Origin of the sequence: uncultured Aquabacterium sp. (assembly GCF_913773725.1) — a bacterium.
Taxonomy (GTDB): Bacteria; Pseudomonadota; Gammaproteobacteria; order Burkholderiales; family Burkholderiaceae_C; genus Aquabacterium.
Genome location: NZ_CAJYGK010000079.1, coordinates 1 through 20,194, shown reverse-complemented (window position 1 = coordinate 20,194; position 20,194 = coordinate 1). Strand labels below are relative to the sequence as shown.

The 20,194-nt window shown below is 69.6% G+C and carries 18 protein-coding genes and 1 pseudogene; 6 read left to right on the top strand and 13 right to left on the bottom strand.

Annotated features, from left to right (window positions below; translation table 11 throughout):
• A pseudogene (locus QZ709_RS08795) lies at window positions 1–235 on the top strand (ABC transporter ATP-binding protein); the annotation flags it as partial.
• A gap of 79 nt (window positions 236–314) precedes the next feature.
• Here QZ709_RS08795 and QZ709_RS08790 read toward each other — a convergent pair.
• Complete coding sequence (locus QZ709_RS08790; protein ID WP_294636908.1) at window positions 315–737, bottom strand: HIT family protein; 423 nt, start codon at window positions 735–737, stop codon at window positions 315–317.
• Between the two features lie 45 nt (window positions 738–782).
• Window positions 783–1,829, bottom strand: a complete 1,047-nt coding sequence (locus QZ709_RS08785; protein ID WP_294636907.1) for a CDP-6-deoxy-delta-3,4-glucoseen reductase — start codon at window positions 1,827–1,829, stop codon at window positions 783–785.
• Window positions 1,830–1,910: 81 nt separating this feature from the next.
• Between QZ709_RS08785 and QZ709_RS08780 the strand changes: the two genes are divergently transcribed.
• Complete coding sequence (locus QZ709_RS08780; protein WP_294636906.1) at window positions 1,911–2,834, top strand: NAD-dependent epimerase/dehydratase family protein; 924 nt, start codon at window positions 1,911–1,913, stop codon at window positions 2,832–2,834.
• 107 nt (window positions 2,835–2,941) lie between these two features.
• A complete protein-coding gene (locus tag QZ709_RS08775) occupies window positions 2,942–3,988 on the top strand; it encodes an SGNH/GDSL hydrolase family protein (protein ID WP_294636905.1) in 1,047 nt (348 codons plus the stop codon).
• Between the two features lie 63 nt (window positions 3,989–4,051).
• On the opposite strand, the gene nth is transcribed toward QZ709_RS08775, so the two are convergent.
• The 9 genes from nth to phaZ all read right to left on the bottom strand — a co-directional run bounded on the left by nth (window position 4,052) and on the right by phaZ (window position 13,416).
• Window positions 4,052–4,699 carry an endonuclease III gene (gene nth, locus QZ709_RS08770; RefSeq protein WP_294636909.1) on the bottom strand — a complete coding sequence of 216 codons (648 nt, stop codon included), beginning with the start codon at window positions 4,697–4,699 and terminating at the stop codon, window positions 4,052–4,054.
• A gap of 50 nt (window positions 4,700–4,749) precedes the next feature.
• The gene (locus QZ709_RS08765) at window positions 4,750–5,298 is read right to left on the bottom strand and encodes a TPM domain-containing protein (RefSeq protein ID WP_294636904.1); all 549 of its coding nucleotides are present in this window, start codon (window positions 5,296–5,298) and stop codon (window positions 4,750–4,752) included.
• A gap of 84 nt (window positions 5,299–5,382) precedes the next feature.
• Window positions 5,383–6,405: a TPM domain-containing protein gene (locus tag QZ709_RS08760; RefSeq protein WP_294636903.1), complete on the bottom strand. Its 1,023-nt coding sequence runs from the start codon at window positions 6,403–6,405 to the stop codon at window positions 5,383–5,385.
• Window positions 6,406–6,413: 8 nt separating this feature from the next.
• Window positions 6,414–7,067 carry a LemA family protein gene (locus QZ709_RS08755; protein ID WP_294636902.1) on the bottom strand — a complete coding sequence of 218 codons (654 nt, stop codon included), beginning with the start codon at window positions 7,065–7,067 and terminating at the stop codon, window positions 6,414–6,416.
• 138 nt (window positions 7,068–7,205) lie between these two features.
• Window positions 7,206–7,421 (bottom strand): hypothetical protein, encoded by a 216-nt coding sequence (locus QZ709_RS08750; RefSeq protein WP_294636901.1) that lies wholly within the window; start codon window positions 7,419–7,421, stop codon window positions 7,206–7,208.
• Between the two features lie 113 nt (window positions 7,422–7,534).
• Window positions 7,535–8,269, bottom strand: coding sequence for a PEP-CTERM sorting domain-containing protein (locus QZ709_RS08745; protein ID WP_294636900.1), 735 nt, complete (start codon window positions 8,267–8,269; stop codon window positions 7,535–7,537).
• Window positions 8,270–8,316: 47 nt separating this feature from the next.
• A complete protein-coding gene (locus QZ709_RS08740) occupies window positions 8,317–11,265 on the bottom strand; it encodes an ExeM/NucH family extracellular endonuclease (protein WP_294636899.1) in 2,949 nt (982 codons plus the stop codon).
• A gap of 146 nt (window positions 11,266–11,411) precedes the next feature.
• Complete coding sequence (gene rsxB / locus QZ709_RS08735; RefSeq protein ID WP_294636898.1) at window positions 11,412–12,098, bottom strand: electron transport complex subunit RsxB; 687 nt, start codon at window positions 12,096–12,098, stop codon at window positions 11,412–11,414.
• Between the two features lie 61 nt (window positions 12,099–12,159).
• On the bottom strand, window positions 12,160–13,416 hold the full coding sequence (phaZ, locus tag QZ709_RS08730) for a polyhydroxyalkanoate depolymerase (RefSeq protein ID WP_294636897.1): 1,257 nt from the start codon (window positions 13,414–13,416) through the stop codon (window positions 12,160–12,162).
• Window positions 13,417–13,747: 331 nt separating this feature from the next.
• Here phaZ and QZ709_RS08725 point away from each other — a divergent pair, with 331 nt between their 5' ends.
• Window positions 13,748–15,304 (top strand): galactose oxidase early set domain-containing protein, encoded by a 1,557-nt coding sequence (locus QZ709_RS08725; RefSeq protein WP_294636896.1) that lies wholly within the window; start codon window positions 13,748–13,750, stop codon window positions 15,302–15,304.
• 16 nt (window positions 15,305–15,320) lie between these two features.
• On the opposite strand, the gene QZ709_RS08720 is transcribed toward QZ709_RS08725, so the two are convergent.
• Complete coding sequence (locus QZ709_RS08720) at window positions 15,321–15,977, bottom strand: PEP-CTERM sorting domain-containing protein (protein ID WP_294636895.1); 657 nt, start codon at window positions 15,975–15,977, stop codon at window positions 15,321–15,323.
• 35 nt (window positions 15,978–16,012) lie between these two features.
• Window positions 16,013–18,220, bottom strand: coding sequence for a PhoX family phosphatase (locus QZ709_RS08715; RefSeq protein ID WP_294636894.1), 2,208 nt, complete (start codon window positions 18,218–18,220; stop codon window positions 16,013–16,015).
• A gap of 164 nt (window positions 18,221–18,384) precedes the next feature.
• Here QZ709_RS08715 and QZ709_RS08710 point away from each other — a divergent pair, with 164 nt between their 5' ends.
• Window positions 18,385–19,956, top strand: coding sequence for an alkaline phosphatase (locus QZ709_RS08710; protein WP_294636893.1), 1,572 nt, complete (start codon window positions 18,385–18,387; stop codon window positions 19,954–19,956).
• Window positions 19,940–20,194 (top strand): hypothetical protein (locus tag QZ709_RS08705; protein ID WP_294636892.1); only part of this gene is annotated, 255 nt, incomplete at its 3' end. The genes QZ709_RS08710 and QZ709_RS08705, both read left to right, overlap by 17 nt.

Here is a 20,194-nt window from a genome sequence, read left to right as displayed (position 1 = left end):
GCTCGATGAGCCGTCGATGGGCCTGTCGCCCATCATGGTCGACCTGATCTTCGAGGTGGTGCGCGAGGTGTCGCAGCAGGGCGTGACCGTGCTGCTGGTCGAGCAGAACGCCCACCGCGCGCTCGAGATGGCCGACCGGGCCTATGTGCTCGAGTCTGGCGACATGACGCTCAGCGGACCGGCCGCCGAACTGCTGGGCAACCCGCAGGTGCAGGCGGCTTACCTGGGCGCTTGATGGGGGCCTGACAGGCGCCTGCCATGGGCGGGTGACCGACGCTGGCTCAGCGCCCGATCTGCCGCCGGCCCCCGGGGCGTCAGGCCTCGATGGCCGCGCGGATGCGCTCGCCCATAGCCTGGATCTGCTGGATGTCGCCGGCCACGCTGGCATGGGGGCGGCGCAGATCGACGATCGAGCCCGGGATCACGTGCACGTGGAAGTGCGGCACGCTCTGACCGGCCGCCGGGCCGTTGAGCTGCATCAGCACGATGCCTTCGGCGCCCAGCGCCTTCTTCTGCGCGTTGCCCACGCGGCGCACGGTGCGCATCACCGCCTGGGCGGCTTCGTCCGACAGTTCGAACAACGTCGTGGCGGCCTCTTTCGGGATCACCAGCGCATGGCCTTCGGCCTGCGGCATGATGTCCATGAAAGCCAGCGTGTGGGCGTCCTCGTACAGCTTGAAGCACGGGATCTCGCCGCGCAGCATCTTCGCGAATACGTTGTTCGTGTCGTAGGCCATCTTGTCTCCTGGTGAATCGGGTTCGGGTGGCTCGGTCGCTGAGCGTCAGTCGCCCAGCTTGTCAGCCGCGCTGGTGAAGGCGTCGGCGTAGAAGTAGTCGGCTGGCAGGCCGGCGCGCGCGGTGAAGTCGCGCTGCGCCGATTGCACCATGATCGGTGCCCCGCAGGCATACACCTCGTGAGCCGACAGGTCGGGCAGGTCAGCGAGCACGGCCTCGTGCACGAAGCCGGTCCGCCCCGTCCAGGCGTCTTCCGGGCGGGCGTCCGACAGCACGGGCACGTAGCGCAGCCAGTCGCTGCATTCGGCGGCCTGCTGCTCGGCCCAGTCGTGCATGTAGAGGTCGGCGCGGGCGCGTGCCCCCCAGTACAGCGTGGTGGGACGGCGGATGCCCTTGAAGCGCATGTGCTCGATGATGGCCTTGATCGGCGCAAAGCCAGTGCCCGAGGCCAGCAGCACGATGGGGCGGTCCGACTCTTCCCGCAGGAAGAAGGTGCCGAAGGGGCCCTCCACACGCAGGATGTCCTTTTCCTTCATCGTGCTGAAGACGTGGTCGGTGAACACGCCGCCGGGCATGTGCCGGATGTGCAGTTCCATGCCGTTGACACCGGCTTCCTGCACCATGTGCGGCGCATTGGCCATCGAGTAGCTGCGGCGCTGGCCATCCTTGAGGATGAACTCGACGTACTGACCGGCGCGGAAGCCGAAGCTGTTGTTGGCCGGCAGCTGCAGGCGCAGCACCATCACGTCGGGGGCCAGCCGGGTCAGGCTGGTGACCCGCGTGGGCATCTTCACGACGGGGTGGTCTCCCACGCCCACGACCTGACGGGCCTCGATCACCAGATCGGTCTGGGCCGAGGCGCAGCAGGTCAGGATCCAGCCCTGCGCTTCTTCCTCGGGCGTCAGCGCCTTGGTCTGGTGGGCGCCGTGGATGACGCGGCCTTCCAGCAGGCGGCACTTGCACGAGCCGCAGGCGCCGTCCTTGCAGCCATAGGGCAGGCCGATGCCGGCGTGGATGGCCCCGCTCAGCACGGTTTCGTCACGCTGCACATTGAACTGGCGGCCGCTGGGCTGAATGGAAACGGTCAGGGTCATGATGGCGATGGGCAATGCAAACAGCAGACCCGGCCGCAGCCGGGCAGAATCGCGAAACCCCGATTTTCGCTCACTCCTGCCATGCGCGCTCCCGCTCCCTGTCGTCCTGCCGTGTTCCGGCGCACCCGTGTGCTCATCGTGGGCTGCGGTGACGTGGGCCTGCGCGCGGCCGCCAGCCTGGCGCCGGGGCTGCGGGTGGTGGCGTTGACCTCGCAGGCCGCGCGCGCGCCGGAGCTGCGCGCGCTGGGGCTGCGGCCCCTGGTGGCCAACCTGGACGAGGCCGCCGCCGTGCGCCGCGTGGCCGGCCTGGCGGCCCGTGTGCTGCACCTGGCGCCACCGCCGGGGCAGGGTGCGACCGACCCGCGCACGCTGGCCCTGCTGCGGGCGCTGGCGCTGGGCCGTGCGCCGCGCACGCTGGTGTACGGCAGCACCACCGGTGTCTATGGCAACGCCGACGGCGCCGAATTCGACGAGACCCGCGCCGTGGCCCCTGCCACCGACCGCGCCCGCCGCCGCGTGCATGCCGAAGCTGCCCTTCGCGCTTTCGGCCGCCGCCATGCCGGGCCCGCCGGCACGCGCGTCACCCTGTTGCGCATTCCCGGCATTTACGCGCTCGACCGCGTCGGTGGCGACCCGCGCGAGCGGGTGCGCCGGGGCAGCCCCGTGCTGCGCCCGGAAGACGACGTGTGGACCAACCACATCCACGCCGATGACCTGGCTCGTGCCTGCGTGGCGGCACTGTGGCGGGCCCGGCCGGGGCGGGTGATCCATGTGTGCGACGACACGCGTCTGCGCATGGGCGACTACTTCGACTTCGTGGCCGACCGCTTCGGGCTGCCGCGGCCGCCGCGGCTCAGCCGGGCCGAGGCAGCGTCGGCGCTCAGCCCGATGCAGCTGTCGTTCATGGGAGAGTCCCGCCAGTTGCGCAATGCCCGCATGAAGAACGAGTTGCGACTGCGCCTGCGCCACCCGGACGTGATGGCCGGTCTGCCGGCGCCGTGCTGAGTCGGACCGCCCGGACGGGTGGGTGCGGGTCGATGCGGACGCCGTGGCGGGGTGTGGGCTGATAAGGTGTGCGGTTTGTCACGGTTCAGAAATCCGGAGGAGCACCCATGACAACCGTCCTTTTCACCTTGTCGCGCGCCTGCACGGCCGTGGCCCTGGCCGCTGCGGCCGTTTTTGCGGCCACGCCCGCACAGGCCTACAGCGAGCTGGTCGTGTTCGGCGACAGCCTGTCGGACAACGGCAACGCCCGCCAGGCCCTGGCGGATCGGGGCTTCCCCTTGCCGTTGCCGGTCACGCCCTATGTGGGTGGCCGCTTCACGAACGGGCCCACGGCGGCCGAGGTGCTGGCCTCGACGCTGGGCATCGCGCTGGACAACCATGCCTACGGCGGCGCCTACACCGGCACCGGCAGCAAGTTCAAGGACATCACCCCGCTGCTCAATGACACCGGCATGGCGGACCAGGTGTCCAGCTACATCAAGGCGGCGGGCGGGCCGCTGAAGGCGGACTCGCTCTACATGGTCTGGGGCGGCGGCAACGACTTCCTCGACGTGCTGGTGCCGGGCGTGAGCAGCGAGACGCTGCTGGCCGTGGGCACGCAGGCGATCAAGAACATCACGGGTCACATCGGGGCCCTGTATGCCGCCGGTGCCCGCGACTTCTTCGTGCCCGATCTGGCGGACTTCTCCTTCACCTTCGTGGCACAGCAGCAGCCGGCCGAAGGGCAGGCCGCACTCAGCAGCATGACGGCCAAGTTCAACCTGGGCATGGACATGGCCCTGGATGCGCTGGAGGGCAGCCTGAGCGGCATCACCATCCGCCGGTTCGACACCAATGCCGTGCTCAAGGCCTACCGCGCCGACCTGGTGGCCGACGGTGGCACGCTGACCGATCGATGCTGGGGCGGCAGCTATGGCGGGGTGGTGGTGTCGCCCGGTTTGACGGCCTGCAGCAACCCCGACAAGTACTTCCTGTTCGACGCCGTCCACCCGACGTCTGGTGTGCACCAGGCGCTGGGCATGGCGTTCGCGGCGGCCGTGCCCGAGCCGTCGACCACCGGCCTGGCCCTGGTCGGGCTGCTGGGTGTGGCGGTCACGGTCGGCCGCCGGCGTGCTGCGTCTCAGGCCGGGCAGGCCGCGCCGCAGGCAGCCTGACCACCCCGGGTGGGCGGCGCCCGATCGTCGCCCACTCGCGGCCCACCCGGTGTTCTGCCGTGTTCAGCGCACGGCGGGTGCCGGGGTCTTGGGCTTGTGGTGGCACCAGGTGGCCACGCTGCATTCCCAGCAGCGCGGCTTGCGCGCCTGGCACACATAGCGGCCGTGCAGGATGAGCCAGTGGTGCGCGTGCACCATGAACTCGGCTGGCACGCGCTTGAGCAGCTTGAGCTCGACCTCCAGCGGCGTCTTGCCGATGGCCAGCCCGGTGCGGTTGCCCACACGGAAGATGTGCGTGTCCACGGCCATGGTGGGCTCGCCGAAGGCCACGTTCAGCACCACATTGGCCGTCTTGCGGCCCACGCCGGGCAGGGCTTCGAGCGCCTCGCGGCTGCGAGGCACCTCGCCACCGTGCTGCTCGATCAGGATGCGGCAGGTCTCGAGCAGGTGCTTGGCCTTGCTTTTGTACAGGCCGATGGTCTTGATGTAATCGCACAGCCCCTCCATCCCGAGATCCAGGATGGCCTGCGGCGTGTTGGCCACCGGGAACAGCCGGGCCGTGGCCTTGTTCACCCCCACGTCCGTGGCCTGGGCCGACAGCAGCACGGCCGTCAGCAACTCGAAAGGGGTGCTGTAGACCAGTTCGGTTTCAGGGTGCGGGTTGGCGGCCTGCAGGGTCGCAAAAAAAGGCTGGATCTCGGCCAGCTTCATGGGCGTGGGCATGGCCGATATTCTGCCTGCGCCTCGCTGCAGCCCGCGTCCTACAGCAGCACGATGGCGTCGGGCAGTTCGTTGACATCGGCCACCCCGGGCAAGACCGGGTAGTGGGTGCGCAGCAGCTCGCCCACCGCGTCCACGGCCTGCATCAGGCCGGCTTCCCACCGGCCCTGGCGCAGGGCGTCGCCCAGGCTGTCGGCCAGGGCGGTCCAGGTCTCGGGCGGCACCTTGTCGGCCAGGCCGCGATCGGCCAGCACCTCGATGCGGTGCTCGGCCAGCAGCAGGTAGATCAGCACGCCGTTGTTCTGGGCCGTGTCCCACACCCGCAGCAGGCTGAACAGCTCGATGGCGCGCGCCCGGGTGGACACGGGCCGACCTGGCCACATCGGCCCCAGGCCGCCTTCGATGCACAGGCGCAGCTCGCCGCGGTGGCGGCTTTCGCTGTCGCGCACGGCGGCCTCGAGCCGCTTCAGGGCTTCGGGGGGCAGTCGACGCTGCACGCTGCGGGCGTCCAGCCAGGCGTGCCCCCACCAGCGGGCCAGGGCCGAAGGCGGGTTGCCGGGCGTGGGATCGGAAGGCACAGGCTGGGTCATGGCGAGCAGGTCAGCGAGGAGGGCAAGGTCGCAACAGGTCGTGGTGGAGGGGGAGCATGGGCGTGCGCAGCGGGCGTGTTCGGCTCACCAGCGGCCCGAGGCGCCGCCGCCGCCGAAGCTGCCGCCGCCCCCTGAAGACCAACCGCCTCCGCCGCCTCCACCGCCGGACCAGCCGCCACCGCCACCGCCCCAGCCACCTCCGCCCCAGCCACCGCGAGGCGCTCGGCCGTTCGAAAAGGCGGCACCGAGCATCATGGTCAGCACCACGCCGGCCAGGCCCAGCAGCAGGCTGCCCGTCACCAGCCACACCACGGCGCCGCCAAGGCCACCGGTGGCCAAGGTGCCCAGCGTCTTGCCCAGCAAGGCCTTCAACACCGTGCTGACAATCGGGATGCCGAACAGGCCGAAGATGACGAGGGTGTTGAGGTCGACACCGTTGTCTTCGCTCGCGCCGCCCCCTTTGGCGTCGGGCAGGGGCAGGGCTTCGCCGCGCACACGGGCCTGGAGGTGCTCGACGGCCTGGCTCAGGCCGCCCGCAAAGTCGCCCGCGCGAAACGCCGGCACGATGACGCCATCGATGATGCGGTAGGCCGCCAGGTCGGGCACCGCGCCTTCCAGCGCCCGCGCCACCTCGATGCGCACGGTGCGGTCGTTCTTGGCCACGACGATGAGCAGGCCGTCGCCCACGTCGCGGCGGCCGATCTTCCACTGGTCGGCCACCCGGTGGGCATACGCAGCGATGTCTTCGGGGCTGGTCGTGGCAACCACCAGCACAGCCATCTGCGTGCCGCGTTCGCGCTCGAACTGCAGCAGCTTGTCGGTGAGTGCGGCCACGTCGGCGGCGCTGAGCGTGCCGGTCTGGTCGATCACGGGGGCGCTGGGCGCCGGCACCCCCTGCAGGCCATCCTGGCCCACCGGGGCAGGGGCGGGCGTTGCCGCTGGGGCTGGCGCCGGCGAAGCCTGTCGAGGCAGGTCGGCGCCGTGCACGGTCACCTCAGGCAACGCCGCGCCGGGTGCCGAAGCCGCCCCAGCCGCCCAGGCCCCTCCGCCCAGCAGGCTGGTGGTCAGGCCGAGCACGGCCAGCAGCACGCGCAGGCGGGCTTGCATCCGGGGCCTCACTTCGTGCCGAAGTCGACCTTGGGCGGCGTGGTGATCTGTGCCTCGTTGGGCACCGGCATGGGCGGCTTGGGCTCGTAGCCGAACACCTTGGCCGTCAGGTTGGTGGGAAAGCTGCGCGCCAGCACGTTGTACGACTGCACCGTCTGGATGTAGCGGTTGCGCGCCACGGTGATGCGGTTCTCGGTGCCTTCCAACTGCACGCGCAGATCCTGGAAGCCCTGGTTGGCCTTCAGGTTGGGGTAGTTCTCGGTGACCATCAACAGGCGCGACAGGGCGCCGGACAGCTCGCCCTGGGCCTGCTGGAACTTCTGGAAGGCTTCGGGGTTGTTGATGAGCTCGGGTGTGGCCTGGATGCTGGTGGCGCGGGCACGGGCTTCCACCACCTTGGTCAGCGTTTCCTGCTCGAAATTCGCCTCGCCCTTGACGGTGGCGACCACGTTGGGGATCAGGTCCGAACGGCGCTGGTACTGGTTCAGCACCTCGGACCAGGCCGCCTTGCTTTCTTCGTCCAGGCGCTGGAAATCGTTGTAGCCACAGCCGGTCAGCTGGGCGCTCAGGACGCCGGCAACCAGCAGGGTGAGCGGGCGGCGCCAGACCGAGGCGCGCGACGCAGAGGGGGTGTCAGGATGAGCGGGGCGGTACAAGGGCATGGTTCCTTCCTGGTGGGCCGACAGCCCACAACCTGCCCGAGATGATGCACCAGAAGGCGGCTGGCTGCATCGAACCAGATCAAAACGGCGCCCCGCTGATGCGGGCCATGCCCCAGCCAGTGGACTGAACCGGTGCGGTCAGAACGCGGACGCCAGCGGCCCGCACAGCACCACCTGGTGCGCGCGCGAGCGTGGGTAGCGGTCTCGAACGATCTGGATGGCCCCCTTGGGGGTGTCGGCCATGACCTTCAGCACGCGTTTCACCGCTTGCTGAGACGGGTTCAGGACCACCAGGGTGGACACCTCAAACAGACGCAGAGCAGGTTCAATGGCAAGGTTCATCAGGGCGCGCATGGGTCACTCCACTTCAGCAGGCGGCAGCGCAGATCGCCGCCCGCACCGACAGCATGCATATTGCAGGCCAGCCATGACAGCGGAATGACCCCAGGATCAAGGGTATGTCCCGATCAGCAGGGCGCGACAGAGCGACGACGCGCGCGCAAGCCGGCCAGAACACCCAGTGCGGACAGCGCCAGCACGGTGCTGCCGGGCTCCGGCACAGCGGCGGTCACCGCCAGGTTTTGCACGGTCAGGACGCTCGTGCCGTCAAAGCTGCCGATGTCGGCCACCACCAGGCCAATGCGCACCAGGCCGGCCTGCGAGAAGCTGTAGCTCAGCTGTTGCAGGCCGGTGTCCAGCCAGCCGTCCTGGTCGACGGTGGCCGTGGCCGTGTCACCCAGGCGGATGGCGTTCTGGCCCACCAGCAGCCAGGCGGCGTCGAACGTGGGCAGCGGGCCGTTGTCCGGGCGGCCCAGCAGGCGCCAGCTCAGGCTCAGCGTGTCGCCGGCCTGCACGTTCAGGGTGGTGAACAGGGCCGAGCCCTCGTAGGCGAACAGGCCGTTGTCCTCGTCGTTGAAGGCGCTGCCGGCCACGCCCAGGGCCACGCTCAGGTCGGCGATGTCGGCCGCGGCGGTGCCGCTCAGGTTCAGGGCGCCGGCAGGCAGCGGGGCGTCGTCTTCGAAGGCGGTGCTGGCCGTGCCCAGCAGGTAGGCCGGGCCGCCCAGGTTGATCGACCCGAGGTTGCTGGCCTGGGTCACGTCGCCCAGCGTCGTCAGGCCCGTGACCGGGGCGGCGAAGGCCGTCGAGGCCAGGGTCAGGCCGGCCGCGATGGCAGAGGCGCGCAGGATGGAGGAAGTCTTCATGGTGATGCTCGATTCAAGAAGTCAAAGGGGCGTTTAACGCGCGGCGTTCACTGGATCAGGTCGCGGGCCGGCACGATCTGCACGGCCGAGACGCCGCGCAGGGTGACCAGCGGACGGGCCGTGGCCGGGCCGGCGGCCCCGTCGGTGTCGATGCGGATCTGGGCGCCGGCGCTGGTGTCCGTGATCTGCACATGGCCAGAGGCCACGGCGTCGGTGCCAGCCAGGCCCAGGCCGGCCAGCAGCGCGCTCAGCTCGATGCGGTCGGTGCCCGGGGTGAAGTCGGTGATGGTGTCCAGGGCGTCGCGCAGGCTGGTGTAGACGAACACATCGCGGCCGGCGCCGCCGGTCAGCAGGTCGGCGCCTTCACCGCCGGTCAGGCGGTCGTCGCCCGCCGTGCCCACCAGCGTGTCGCCGCGGGCGCTGCCGTTGATGGCCTTGACCAGTTCCAGGCCGATCAGCACGGGGTCGTGGTCCGACGAGCGATAGGGCGTGGCGGTGTAGAGGTCGACGCTGCAGCTGGTTTCGGTGCTGACGTAGCAGCCGGCGCTGACGCTCGGGCGCTTGAAGTTGCGCTCGTAGTCGATCACGCTCGGCTCGTCGGCGTTGATGTGCCAGTGCGCCACGCCCTTGACGAGGTGCGGCGCGTTCGACAGGGCGTGGTCGAGGTAGCCGGCCTCGCCGTCGAACACGTACGAGTAGTCGTGCGCGCCGGCAAAGGCCTCGATCAGGTTGACCATGCCGCCGGCGGTCAGCGCCTCGATCGGGTCTTCCTTGCCATAGGCGTTCAGGTCGCCGATCACCAGCACGTCGTTGTCGGCGGCGGTGCTCGTGACGGTCTGCAGGAAGGTCAGCAGGCGCTCCGACTGTTGCACGCGCTTGGCGTTCCAGCAGCCCTGGCCGTCGCCGCTGTCGGTGTTGCCGGCGGCGTCGCCGTCACCGGCGCTCGGGCAGCGGCCCTTGGACTTGAAGTGGTTCACCACCACGCTGAACTTCTCGCCATTGGCAGCCGCGAACGTCTGGGCCAGCGGCGGGCGGCTGTGCACGGCATGCGTGTCGCTCAGCGGCGCGCCCACCGGGGTCACCGCACCGGGCTTGTAGATCATGGCCACGCGGATGGCATCGGTGCCGGTGCCGGCGGCGGGCAGGGCGATGGTGGCGTAGGCCTTGCTGCCCACTTCGGCGTTCAGCGCGTCCACCAGGTTCTGCACGGCGGTGTTGCCGTTGTTCTGGATCTCCATCAGGCCGACCACGTCGGCGTTCAGGGCAGCCAGGGCCTTGACGATCTTGGTGCGCTGGCGCACGAACTCGTCCAGGTTGTCGGCACCGCGGCAGTTGCTGGCCGACACCGAGCCGCCCAGGCTGCAGCCCTGGCCGGTCTGGCCGGAAGCCGTCTGGCCGTTGGTGAAGGTGGTGAAGTAGTTCAGCACGTTGAAGCTGCCCACCTTCACGTTGCCGCCCAGGGCCGTGGGGGCGGCGGTGCGCTGGTTCCCGCGCTGGAAGGCGACCGGCTCGGTCGGGTGGATCTTGTAGCTGGCCAGGCCCGTGTTGCTGGCCGTGCTCAGGCCGTAGTCGATCACGCCGGTCAGGCTGTCGACGGTGTCACCGGCGCGCAGCGTGCCGCCTTCGCCGATGTAGGGCGTGTTCACGGGGTTCTGCGCGCTGGTGCCGTCGTCCAGCAGGATCTGCCGCTGCGCGTTGCTGGCCGTCATGGCCAGGGCATCGGCGCTGCCAGGGCGGAACACGTTGGTCGGCTTGATCAGGCGGCCCTCGGCCGACAGCGTGACCTGGCCGTAGCGGCCCTGGAAGTAGTTCTGCGAGGCGGTCAGCTGTTGCGGGATGGTCACCAGCATGCCTTCCAGCGCTTCCAGCTGGGCCTCGGTCGCGGGCAGGTTCAGCACGGTGGGCGTGATGACGTGGTCGCCCGATCCGATGGTGATGTTGCTGACGCTGGTCAGCTCGGTCACGGGGCGGGCTGCGGTGCGGGCGTTGCCGGCCGCACCGGTGTTGAACTCGGTGACGGTGCCGCTGAGCGTGACGGCCTGGCCCACGCGCACGGTGGGCGCGGTGCTGGTGAACACCAGGATGCCGTCCGACGTTTCAGGGTTGCCGTCGCCCACGGGGTCCTGCATGAAGAAGCCGTTGTTCAGCAGGCGGGTGACGACGCCGCTGGTGCGGACCTTCTGGCCCACCAGCGGGCTGGTCGCGCCACTGCCCTGGATCTGCGGAATGGTGTGGGTGGGGGCGTCGCCGCCCGTGCCGGTGCCGCCACCGCCGGTGCCACCGGTTCCGCCCGTGCCGCCGGTCCCACCGCCGCTGCAGCTTTGCAGGGGCGTGGCCGTGTTGCGCGGGGCGGGCGTGCCGGGGGTGAAGTCGCTCTTGTTGGCGTCGGTGTCGGTGCAGCCTTGGCCCGCGCGCAGCAGGGCGGTGGTGGTGCTGCCCGCGTCGGCGGGGGCGGTGCCTTCATAGAAGTTGGCGCTGCCGTAGCCGATCAGGTCGATGATCTGTGCCAGCTGGGCGGGACTGCAAGCGGTGCTGCCGCCGTTGCAGGTCAGGCCGGTGGTGCTGTTGACCAGGGCCAGCTTGCCGCCGGTGGCGCTCAGGTTAGGCACCGTGGTGGTGGGCGAGAAATCGGCCGCAACAGGCAGGGCGGGGCCCACGGTGCTGCTGGTCGGCAGGCTCACCAGGAAGTACTGGCCCGGCTGCAGCGTGGCGGCGGGCAGGGCGATGGGCGAGTTGGACGCGAAGCTGCCCGTGCCGGTGGCCGAGGCGTACTGCAGCGACAGGCCGGCCAGGCTGACCGGTGCCGTGCCGGCGTTGAACAGCTCGACGTAGTCATTGCGGAAGGTGGGCGAGCCACTGGTGGCGGCGCCGCCGCCATACACCTGGCTGATGACCAGGCCGGACGACGAGGCCTGGGCCAGGCCGGCCAGACCGATCAGGATGGCGGCGCTGAGCGGCCGCAGGGCAGACAGAGAGGGAGAGACAAAACGCGACATCTGGAACCTCGGTACGTGAAGTGGCCGAAGTCTCGCGGGGCACTGTGGCACCGCTTCGGTGCGCTTTCCGGCGCGCATGGTCCGTTCGGATCACGCGGCGTGACGCCTCGTCTCGGCGCCCGGGCAAAACCGGACGCCCGGATGGTTCAGCCCCCTGATCCAGGGGCGCTGCCACCGGGGTTGCCCTGGCGACGCGCGCGGGCACGGGCCAGGGCGGCTTCGATCGCGGCGCGCTTCTGGTCCAGCACCACCGGGTCGGTCAGGCGGGATTCTTCCTCCAGGTGGGCCAGCTTGTGCTCGGCCTTGGCCAGCATCTTCTGCTCGTGTTCCACCTTGGCGCGCTGCAGCCGCACGGTGCGGCGTTCATAGCGCGCGCGGGCCTCATCGGCCTGTTGGGGCGACCAGGCGGCCCAGCCCGTGGGAGCGGGCTCCGGGTGGGCCGGCACCAGGCTGATGCAGTCCACCGGACACACCGGGATGCAGAGCTCGCAGCCCGTGCAGTCGGCTTCGATGACGGTGTGCAGGTGCTTGTTGGTGCCGATGACGGCATCGACCGGGCAGGCCTTGATGCACAGCGTGCAGCCGATGCACCAGTCCTCGTCGATCACGGCCAGCCGCAGCGGGCCTTCCTCGCCGTGCTCGGCGCTCAGGGGCGTGACGGGCAGGCCGGTGAGGGCCGCAAGCCGGGCCACGCCTTCGGCGCCGCCGGGCGGGCACTGGTTGATGCCGGCTTCACCCGCGGCGATCGCGCGGGCGTAGCTGGCACAGTCGGGGTAGCCGCAGCGCGTGCATTGCGTCTGCGGCAACAGGGCGTTGATCCGGTCGGCATCCATGGTGGCGCCGCAGTCTACAGCCCTTGGGGCGCACTGCCGCACAGGGCGGTGGCCGCCAGACTCACTTGTTGTGGGCCAGGATGAAGTTGCGGATCTCCGGATAGGCCATCTCGCGCCAGCGGCGGCCCGAGAAGATGCCGTAGTGGCCGGCACCGATCACGTCGTAGTGCTTCTGGTTGGCCGGGGGGATGCCGGTGCACAGCTCGTGTGCCGCGCGGGTCTGGCCCGAGCCGGAGATGTCGTCCAGCTCGCCTTCCACGGTCAGCAGGGCGGTGGTCTTGATGTCCGCCGGCCTGACCAGTTCTTCCTTGCCCTGCGGGTTGCGAACCATCCACGTGCCATTGACCAGCGCGAAGTCCTGGAACACGGTCCGGATGGTCTCCAGGTAGTACTCGGCCGGCATGTCCAGCACGGCGTTGTACTCGTCATAGAACACGCGGTGGGCGTCGGCGCTTTCCTCGTCGCCCCGCACCAGGTCCAGGAAGTAGTCGTAGTGCGAATTGGCGTGGCGGTCCGGGTTCATGGCCACGAAGCCCGTGTGCTGCAGGAAGCCGGGGTACACCAGCCGGCCAGCGCCCGGATAGTTCTGAGGCACGCGGTAGATCACGTTGTTCTCGAACCATTCGTATGACTTGTTCATCGCCAGGTTGTTCACCGCCGTGGGCGACTTGCGGGCGTCGATCGGGCCGCCCATCATCGTCATCGTGCGCGGCGTGGTTTCACCCCGGCTGGCCATCAGCGAGATCGCGGCCAGCACCGGCACCGTCGGCTGGCACACCGAGATCACGTGCACGTCGGGCCCGATCTTGCGAATGAAGTCCTGCACGTAGTTGATGTAGTCGTCCAGGTGGAAGGGGCCGTTCTCGACCGGCACCATGCGGGCGTCCACCCAGTCGGTGATGTAGACCTTGTGATCCTGCAGCAGCGTGCGCACGGTGTCGCGCAGCAGCGTGCTGTGGTGGCCCGACAGCGGCGCCACGACCAGCACCGAGGGCTGGGCGCGCAGTTTGTCCAGCAGCTTGCCGTCGTCGGTGAAGCGCTTGAAGCGCAGCAGGCGGCAGAAGGGCTTGGCCTCGACCACCTGCTCCTGGATCACGACGTCGGTGCCGTGCACGTTCACCTTGTTGATGTCGAACTCGGGCTTTTCGTATTCCTTGGTCAGACGGTGCACCAGATCGAAGCCCGCCGCCACACGCTGGGCGATCGGCAGATGGGCCATGGGCGACAGCGGGTGGCTGTACAGCTTGGAGGCCGCGCTCGCGAATTCCGAGAAGGGGCTGATCCAGGCGCGCTGGGTTTCGTAGATCTGATAAAGCATGGTCTTACCTCAGGTCGATGTCGGCGCGTCCTTTTGGGAGCCCCAGGCACCGTTCATGTTGAATTGGTGCAGTGCAGCATAGTGTACTTCTCGAATGATGACATCGGGTCGAAACCCGCAAGACCCGCAGGAAGCCCCGGTCTCCCGTGCATTTTTCTGTTTGTCAGGGTGTGAGCGGCCGGGGCGGGATGCGGGTTTTCTTCCCTTGCCTGAGGGGAAGGCACCCCTACGTTGAGGCGATGCCAGCGGGCCGCCCCCTTGGCGTGGCGCCAGGGCTTCCCTACGATGGTTCGATGTCAGCGCTGTCAGGCGCGACCAGGGAGAGCCACACATGATCCACATCCGTCCCGGGCGGCTGCATTGCCCGCGCCCGCCTGCGGCCCCCTTGCGGGCCACGCCCCGCACGCCCTCGCTGGCCCGCGCCGCACTCGCCCGGGCCGCACTGAGCGCCACCCTGGCGGCCGGCGTGGTCAGTGCCGCCCATGCCGACGACGCCTACCTCAAGGGCCGGTTCGACCCGGTCGTGAGCTGGCCCATCATCCCCATCCACGTCGTGCTGCTGCCCGATGGCCGCGTGCTGAGCTACGGCACCGACGGCAAGGGCAACCAGACAGGGCAGTTCATCTACGACGTCTGGGACCCCACCAAGGGCACCGGTGCTGCCTCGCACCTGACGCTGCCCAACACCACCGGCACCGACACCTTCTGCAGCGGCCAGTCGGTGCTGCCCGCCAGCGGCGCGGTGCTGCTCACCGGGGGCGACAAGACCGTCAACGGCGTGCGCAACTATTCGGTCAACGACGTCAACCTCTTCGACCCGGCGCGCACCACGCTGTACTCGGCCAACCAGCCCATGGCCTTCCTGCGCTGGTATCCCACGGTGCTCACCACGGCGCAGGGCGAGGTGCTGGTGCTGGGCGGCCGGGCCGACCCGAACACCCCCGTGCCCACGCCCGAGGTCTACACCGAAGGGGTGGGCTGGCGCACGCTGAGCACCGCGGTCAGCAACGACGCCTACGGCACCCGCAACTGGAGCTACCCGCGGGCGTGGCAGGCGCCGAACGGGCAGGTCTTCGTCGACACCATCTGGGGCGGCACCTACTACCTGTCGCCGGCCGGCACGGGCTCGGTGGCCCGCACCCCGCTCACGCTGTCTGAATCCGATTACTACCTGCCCGCCGTCATGTACCGGCCGGGCCGCATCCTGTCGCTGCGCAAGCTCAACAAGGCGGTCGACATCGACCTGACCATGGGCACACCGCGGTCCTACGCGCTCACGGGTGTGGGGCAGGATCGCTTTCACGGCTCGGCCACCGTGCTGGCCGACGGGCAGGTGCTGGTCAGCGGGGGCTCGTTCGCGTCCAACCTGGCCTGGGGCGTGGCCTACACGGCCAAGATCTGGAACCCCGACACCCGCCGCTGGGCCAACGCGGCCACTGCCCGGCAGATGCGGCTGTACCACTCGGTGTCGATGCTGCTGCCCGATGGGCGGGTGCTCACAGGTGGGGGCGGCGCACCCGGCCCGCAGACCAATCTGAACGCCGAGGTCTACAGCCCGCCGTATCTGTTCGAGCCCAACACCAGCGGGCGGCTGGCCGTGCGGCCCACCATCACGGCGGCGCCCACCACGGCGGGCTTCGGCACCGTCGTGCCCGTGTCCACCGACACCACCGGCATCAGCAAGGTCACGCTGGTGCGCACCGGCTCGGCCACGCACACGGTGGACTTCGACCAGCGCCACGTGCCTGTGGGCTTCACCACGGCCGGCACGCTGGTCAACGTGACCATGCCGAGCGACCGCAACCTTGCGCCGCCCGGCTACTACATGCTCTTTGTGTTCAACCGGGCGGGCGTGCCCTCGGTGGCCCGCATCCTCCGCCTCGGTTGAATGGCGCGCGGCCCGATCAGGCTGCGCGACGACGGCGGGCGGCCAGGCCCGCCACACCCAGGCCGACCAGGGCCAGCGCGGTGCTGGCGGGCTCGGGCACGGCGGCCACGGTCACGTTGTCGACCACGAAGCTGCCGTTGACCAGGCCAAAGCCGTAGATGTCGCCTTGTGCGCGGGTGAAGCCCACGAACAGGCCTTCGTCGTAGCCGTCGAAGGCCGTGTTCGGCGACACGCTGAAGCTTTCCAGCACGTTGCCTTGCTGGTCATAGGCCACCACCAGCATGCTGTTGTTGGTCTGGCCCACATTCTGGAACTGGTTCACGAAGGCGCCGACCGAGCGGGCCGGTGCCGCAAACGTGAAGCTCACCACGCCGCTGCCGGCCGTGAAGGCGGTCGACAGGAAGTGGCCGTCGCGGTCGGGCGAGCTGGCAAAGCCCGTCCACAGGCCGTTGTCGCCCAGGTCGAAGGCGTCCTGGCCCAGCACCACATTGGCCGTGGCCGACAGGGTCACGCCCTGGCCCAGGTCCACCGTGCCGGCCGTCACCAGGCCGTCGTACTCGTTGAAGGTGATGACGCTGCCCGAGAACGTGGCCGACGGGGCGGTGATCGACGCGGCATGGGCCGACAAGGAAGCCGCCACCAGGGCAGCGGCGGCAAACAGTTTGGAAGTCATGTGAAAACTCTGGTTGGGATGGGTGAAGAGGGCGATCAGGAACCGATCACGCCGCCGTCGTCCTTGGTGATCACCACCACCGACGAACGGGGACGGCCAGCCGGCAGGGGCGTCACGCCATCGGCTTCGACCGACCACTGGTTCTGCGGCCAGTTCGAGAACTGCGTCGGGTTGGCGGCGGTGCTGTCTTCGCCGGGGTGTTGCACGCCCACGAACATGGTCTTGCCGTCCGGCGTCATGGTCACGCCGGTCACTTCGCATTTGTTCGGGCCCGTCAGGAAGCGGCGGGTTTCGCCGGTGTTCGGGTCGCAGCACACCATCATGTTGCCGCCGATGTTGACGAAGTCACCCGAGCCGTCGCCGATCTGGTCGGTCTGGACCCACAGGCGGCCGAAGTGGTCGAACCACAGGCCGTCCGGCGCACCGTAGTCGGCGCTGCCATTGGGCGTGTCGACGATGTTGCCGATGTAGTTGGCGTTCGGCGACTTGGCGGTCAGCGTGTCGCCGGCCTGGGCGAACAGGTCCCAGTTGAAGCGGGTGGCGCGCACGGTGCGGCCGGCTTCACGCCAGCGGATGATGTGGCCGTAGACGTTGTCGGCACGCGGGTTGGCGGCGTCCACCGGCGGGCGGGCCGAGGCGGCGGCGGTCGAACCATCGGCGGCGTTGACAGAAGCCGTGCCCGTGCCACGGCGGTTGTTGTTGGTCAGCGTGCAGTAGACCTCGACTTCCTGGAAGCCGTTGATGCGCGGGCGGGCGCCGGTCCATTCGGGGCGGTCCATCATCGTGGCGCCCACAGCGTCGGCGGCCATGCGGGTCTTGATGAGGATCTTGGCCTGCACTTCGGCGTCGTTGGCACCCGCGAAGTTGGGGTTGTCGCGCAGGGCCTTGCCGTCCACGCCGATGGTGTCCGGCGTCAGGGCGATCCACTGGCCGCTCAGGTCGCTGTCAAAGCGCGCCACGTACAGGATGCCGCTGTCCAGCAGGTCGCGGTTGGCGGCCTTGTTGGTCGGGTTGAACTTGCCCGCGCACACGAACTTGTAGATGTACTCGTTGCGCTCGTCATCGCCCATGTAGAAGGCGATGTTGTTGTTGGCATCGACCACGTACTGGGCGCTCTCGTGCTTGAAGCGGCCCAGGCCGGTGCGCTTCACCGGGGCGGTGGTCGGGTTGAACGGGTCGATCTCGACCACCCAGCCGAACAGGTGCGGCTCGTTCGGGTTCGTGGTCACGTCGAAGCGCGGATCGGTCTCGTGCCAACGGTAGCCGAAGCCGCCGGCGCTCACGCCATAGCGGCGGTTCAGCTTGCCGATCTCGGTGCTGGCGCTGGTGTCCACGGCGCCGGTGCCACCGAAGTTGCCGTTCCAGTTCTCTTCACACGTCAGGTAGGTGCCCCAGGGCGTGATGCCGTGGGCGCAGTTGTTGATCGTGCCGTAGGCGGTGTAGCCGTCCAGCATGCGGCCGGTGGGCACCGAGGCGCCATCGGTGATGGTGAACTCCTTGCTCTTCATCAGCGCGTGGCCTGCGGCCGGGCCCGAGACGCGGGTCTTGGTGTTGGCGGTGATGCGGCGGCCGTAGGGCGAGCTCTTGGCAACCGTCCACTTGCCGTTCACGCGGCGGGCTTCCAGCACCGACACGCCGTGCGCAGCCTGCGACTTGCGGGTCTTGGCAATGCTGTAGCCCGTGCCGACCTGGCCGTCCGGGAACAGCACGTCCTCGTGCGTGTACTCGTTGTTCACGCACAGCACGCCGCGGTCGCTCGAGGGCTCGCCATTGGCGCCCGTGAACGGGAAGAAGTGCATGCCGTCGTTGTGCATGCCGAACTGCTTGAGCTGCTGGGCTGCGGTCTCGCGGGCATCGCCGGCAAAGGCAGCGCCGCCGGGCATGATCGGATCGCCCCAGGCCACGAAGAGCTGGGCCGTGTAGCCAGCCGGCACGGCGATGCGGTCGATCACCGAAGTGGCGGCGCCACCCTGGGCCACGTTGGCTGCGCGGGTGTTGGCCGGAACCGATTCAAAACCGATGCCCGGGAAGCCGACGCTGGCCGGCACCGGGGCCGCCTGCACCGACGACACCAGGCCGCCCAGGGTCAGGCCACCGGCCGAGGCCAGGGCGGTGGCGCCCACACCGCTCTTGACGATGAACTGGCGGCGGCTGGTGTCAACGCGGGCGATGACGTCGTGGATGGACGGCGCGGTCGACTCGGCCAGCGTCACGTCATTGGTCGGATGGGAAGCACCCTTCATGTTGGATCTCCGGTGTGGGGGTTGAGCGGATCCAGCGCACTATCCACACGGGCGATGACACGGCCGCTTACGTCTTGCCGGCCTCTGTGATCCGTCTGGACCACGCTTGCGCATGGCTGCACCGGCCCCCCGCGAACCGGGGCCCCGCCGCTAACATCGTCTGCATGAACACCCACCACTTCCTGCCTGCCGCCGTGGCCGCGTGCCTTGCCTGCGCGGCCCTCGCCCCTGCAGCCCACGCCGGCCCGCCCGCCCCCGCGCCGGTGGTGCAAGGCCCTGAATCCGTGGCCGACTGGCATGCCGCCGGCGCCCGCTTCATCCAGCAAGGCCACCGGCTGAAGCCCATCACCGGCCGCGCCCGCAACGTCATCCTGTTCGTGGGCGATGGCATGGGCATCTCGACCCAGACCGCCGCGCGCATCCTGGAAGGCCAGCAACGCGGCCAGCCCGGCGAAGAAAACCGCCTGGCCTTCGAGACCTTCCCGTACTCGGCCTTGTCGAAGACCTATGCGTGGGACCAGCAGACGCCCGATTCGGCCCCGACCATGACGGCGCTGATCACGGGCTACAAGACGCGCGAAGGCATGCTGTCCGTCAACCACCTGACGCCGCGCAACGCCTGCGACGCCCGCGTGGTGGCGGCCCACGCCGTGCCCAGCCTGCTTGAAATGGCGGCCGCGCGCGGCAAGGCCACCGGCATTGTCTCGACCGCGCGCCTGACGCACGCCACGCCGGGCGCCACCTATGCCCACACCGCCGCGCGCGACTGGGAATCCGATGCCGAAGTGGCCGCGGCCTGCCCCGGCCACGCCACCCCGGTGAAGGACATTGCCCGCCAGCTGATCGAGGCGCCGCCCGCCGTGCGCCAGAACCTGAAGGTGGCCCTGGGCGGCGGCCGCAGCATGTTCATGCCCCGCGGCGTGGCCGACCCCGAGTACGCTGCGCGCACTGGCCGCCGCCTGGACGGCCGCGACCTCACCGCCGAATGGATGCAGACCCGCGGCCCCGGCGCCCGCTACATCTGGAACCGCGCCGGCTTCGACGCGCTGGACGTGCGGCACACCGGCCCCGTGCTGGGCCTGTTCGAGCCCTCGCACATGCAGTACGAGGCCGACCGCCCCACCGACCCGGCCGGCGAGCCCTCGCTGGCCGAGATGACCGAGAAGGCCATCCGCCTGCTGCAGCGTGAACGCCGGGGCTACTTCCTGATGGTGGAAGCCGGCCGCATCGACCACGCCCACCACGCTGGCAACGCCCGCCGCGCGCTGCAGGACACCATTGCCCTGTCAGACGCCGTGCGCCGCGCGATGGCGCTCACGCGTGAGGCTGACACCCTCATCGTCGTCACGGCCGACCACAGCCACACCTTCACGATGGCCGGCTACCCGCATCGCGGCAACGACATCCTGGGCCTGGTCAAGGGCGTGCCCGACGAAGACGGCCAGCGCCCCACCGTGACCCTGGCCGACGACGGCAAGCCCTACACCACGCTGGGCTACCAGAACGGCCCCGGCGTGACCCCGGCCACGCTGGCCGCCGGCGCCCGGCCCGACCTGAGCCGGGTGGACACCACCGCGCTGCCCTTTTTGCAGCAGGCCGCTGTGCCGCTGCAATCGGAAACCCATGGCGGCGAAGACGTGGCCATCTGGGCGCGCGGACCGCGGGCGCACCTGGTGCGCGGCAGCATGGAGCAGAACTGGGTTTTTCACGTGATGCGCGATGCGTTCGGGTTCTGACGCCGTGCACCGGCTGGCCCGGACGCTGTGCCTGGTGTGGGCGCTGGGCGTGCCCGCCGCGTGGGCCGATGACACCGTGGTGCTGAGCCGCGGCGACACCGCCGAAGTGTGGCGGCGGGATGCGCGCGGCGAGGTCACGCTGGAGCGCGTGTTCCATGCCGACCGGGCGGTGGTGCATTACTCCGCCGGGGAATTGCGTGCCCTGGGTGTGCAGGTGGATTGGGTGCGCCTGCAGGCG

Coding starts and splice junctions, on each gene's coding strand:
- QZ709_RS08790 (WP_294636908.1), bottom strand. CDS start 737: ATGGCCTACGACACGAACAACGTATTCGCGAAGATGCTGCGCGGCGAG.
- QZ709_RS08785 (WP_294636907.1), bottom strand. CDS start 1,829: ATGACCCTGACCGTTTCCATTCAGCCCAGCGGCCGCCAGTTCAATGTG.
- QZ709_RS08780 (WP_294636906.1), top strand. CDS start 1,911: ATGCGCGCTCCCGCTCCCTGTCGTCCTGCCGTGTTCCGGCGCACCCGT.
- QZ709_RS08775 (WP_294636905.1), top strand. CDS start 2,942: ATGACAACCGTCCTTTTCACCTTGTCGCGCGCCTGCACGGCCGTGGCC.
- nth (WP_294636909.1), bottom strand. CDS start 4,699: ATGAAGCTGGCCGAGATCCAGCCTTTTTTTGCGACCCTGCAGGCCGCC.
- QZ709_RS08765 (WP_294636904.1), bottom strand. CDS start 5,298: ATGACCCAGCCTGTGCCTTCCGATCCCACGCCCGGCAACCCGCCTTCG.
- QZ709_RS08760 (WP_294636903.1), bottom strand. CDS start 6,405: ATGCAAGCCCGCCTGCGCGTGCTGCTGGCCGTGCTCGGCCTGACCACC.
- QZ709_RS08755 (WP_294636902.1), bottom strand. CDS start 7,067: ATGCCCTTGTACCGCCCCGCTCATCCTGACACCCCCTCTGCGTCGCGC.
- QZ709_RS08750 (WP_294636901.1), bottom strand. CDS start 7,421: ATGCGCGCCCTGATGAACCTTGCCATTGAACCTGCTCTGCGTCTGTTT.
- QZ709_RS08745 (WP_294636900.1), bottom strand. CDS start 8,269: ATGAAGACTTCCTCCATCCTGCGCGCCTCTGCCATCGCGGCCGGCCTG.
- QZ709_RS08740 (WP_294636899.1), bottom strand. CDS start 11,265: ATGTCGCGTTTTGTCTCTCCCTCTCTGTCTGCCCTGCGGCCGCTCAGC.
- rsxB (WP_294636898.1), bottom strand. CDS start 12,098: ATGGATGCCGACCGGATCAACGCCCTGTTGCCGCAGACGCAATGCACG.
- phaZ (WP_294636897.1), bottom strand. CDS start 13,416: ATGCTTTATCAGATCTACGAAACCCAGCGCGCCTGGATCAGCCCCTTC.
- QZ709_RS08725 (WP_294636896.1), top strand. CDS start 13,748: ATGATCCACATCCGTCCCGGGCGGCTGCATTGCCCGCGCCCGCCTGCG.
- QZ709_RS08720 (WP_294636895.1), bottom strand. CDS start 15,977: ATGACTTCCAAACTGTTTGCCGCCGCTGCCCTGGTGGCGGCTTCCTTG.
- QZ709_RS08715 (WP_294636894.1), bottom strand. CDS start 18,220: ATGAAGGGTGCTTCCCATCCGACCAATGACGTGACGCTGGCCGAGTCG.
- QZ709_RS08710 (WP_294636893.1), top strand. CDS start 18,385: ATGAACACCCACCACTTCCTGCCTGCCGCCGTGGCCGCGTGCCTTGCC.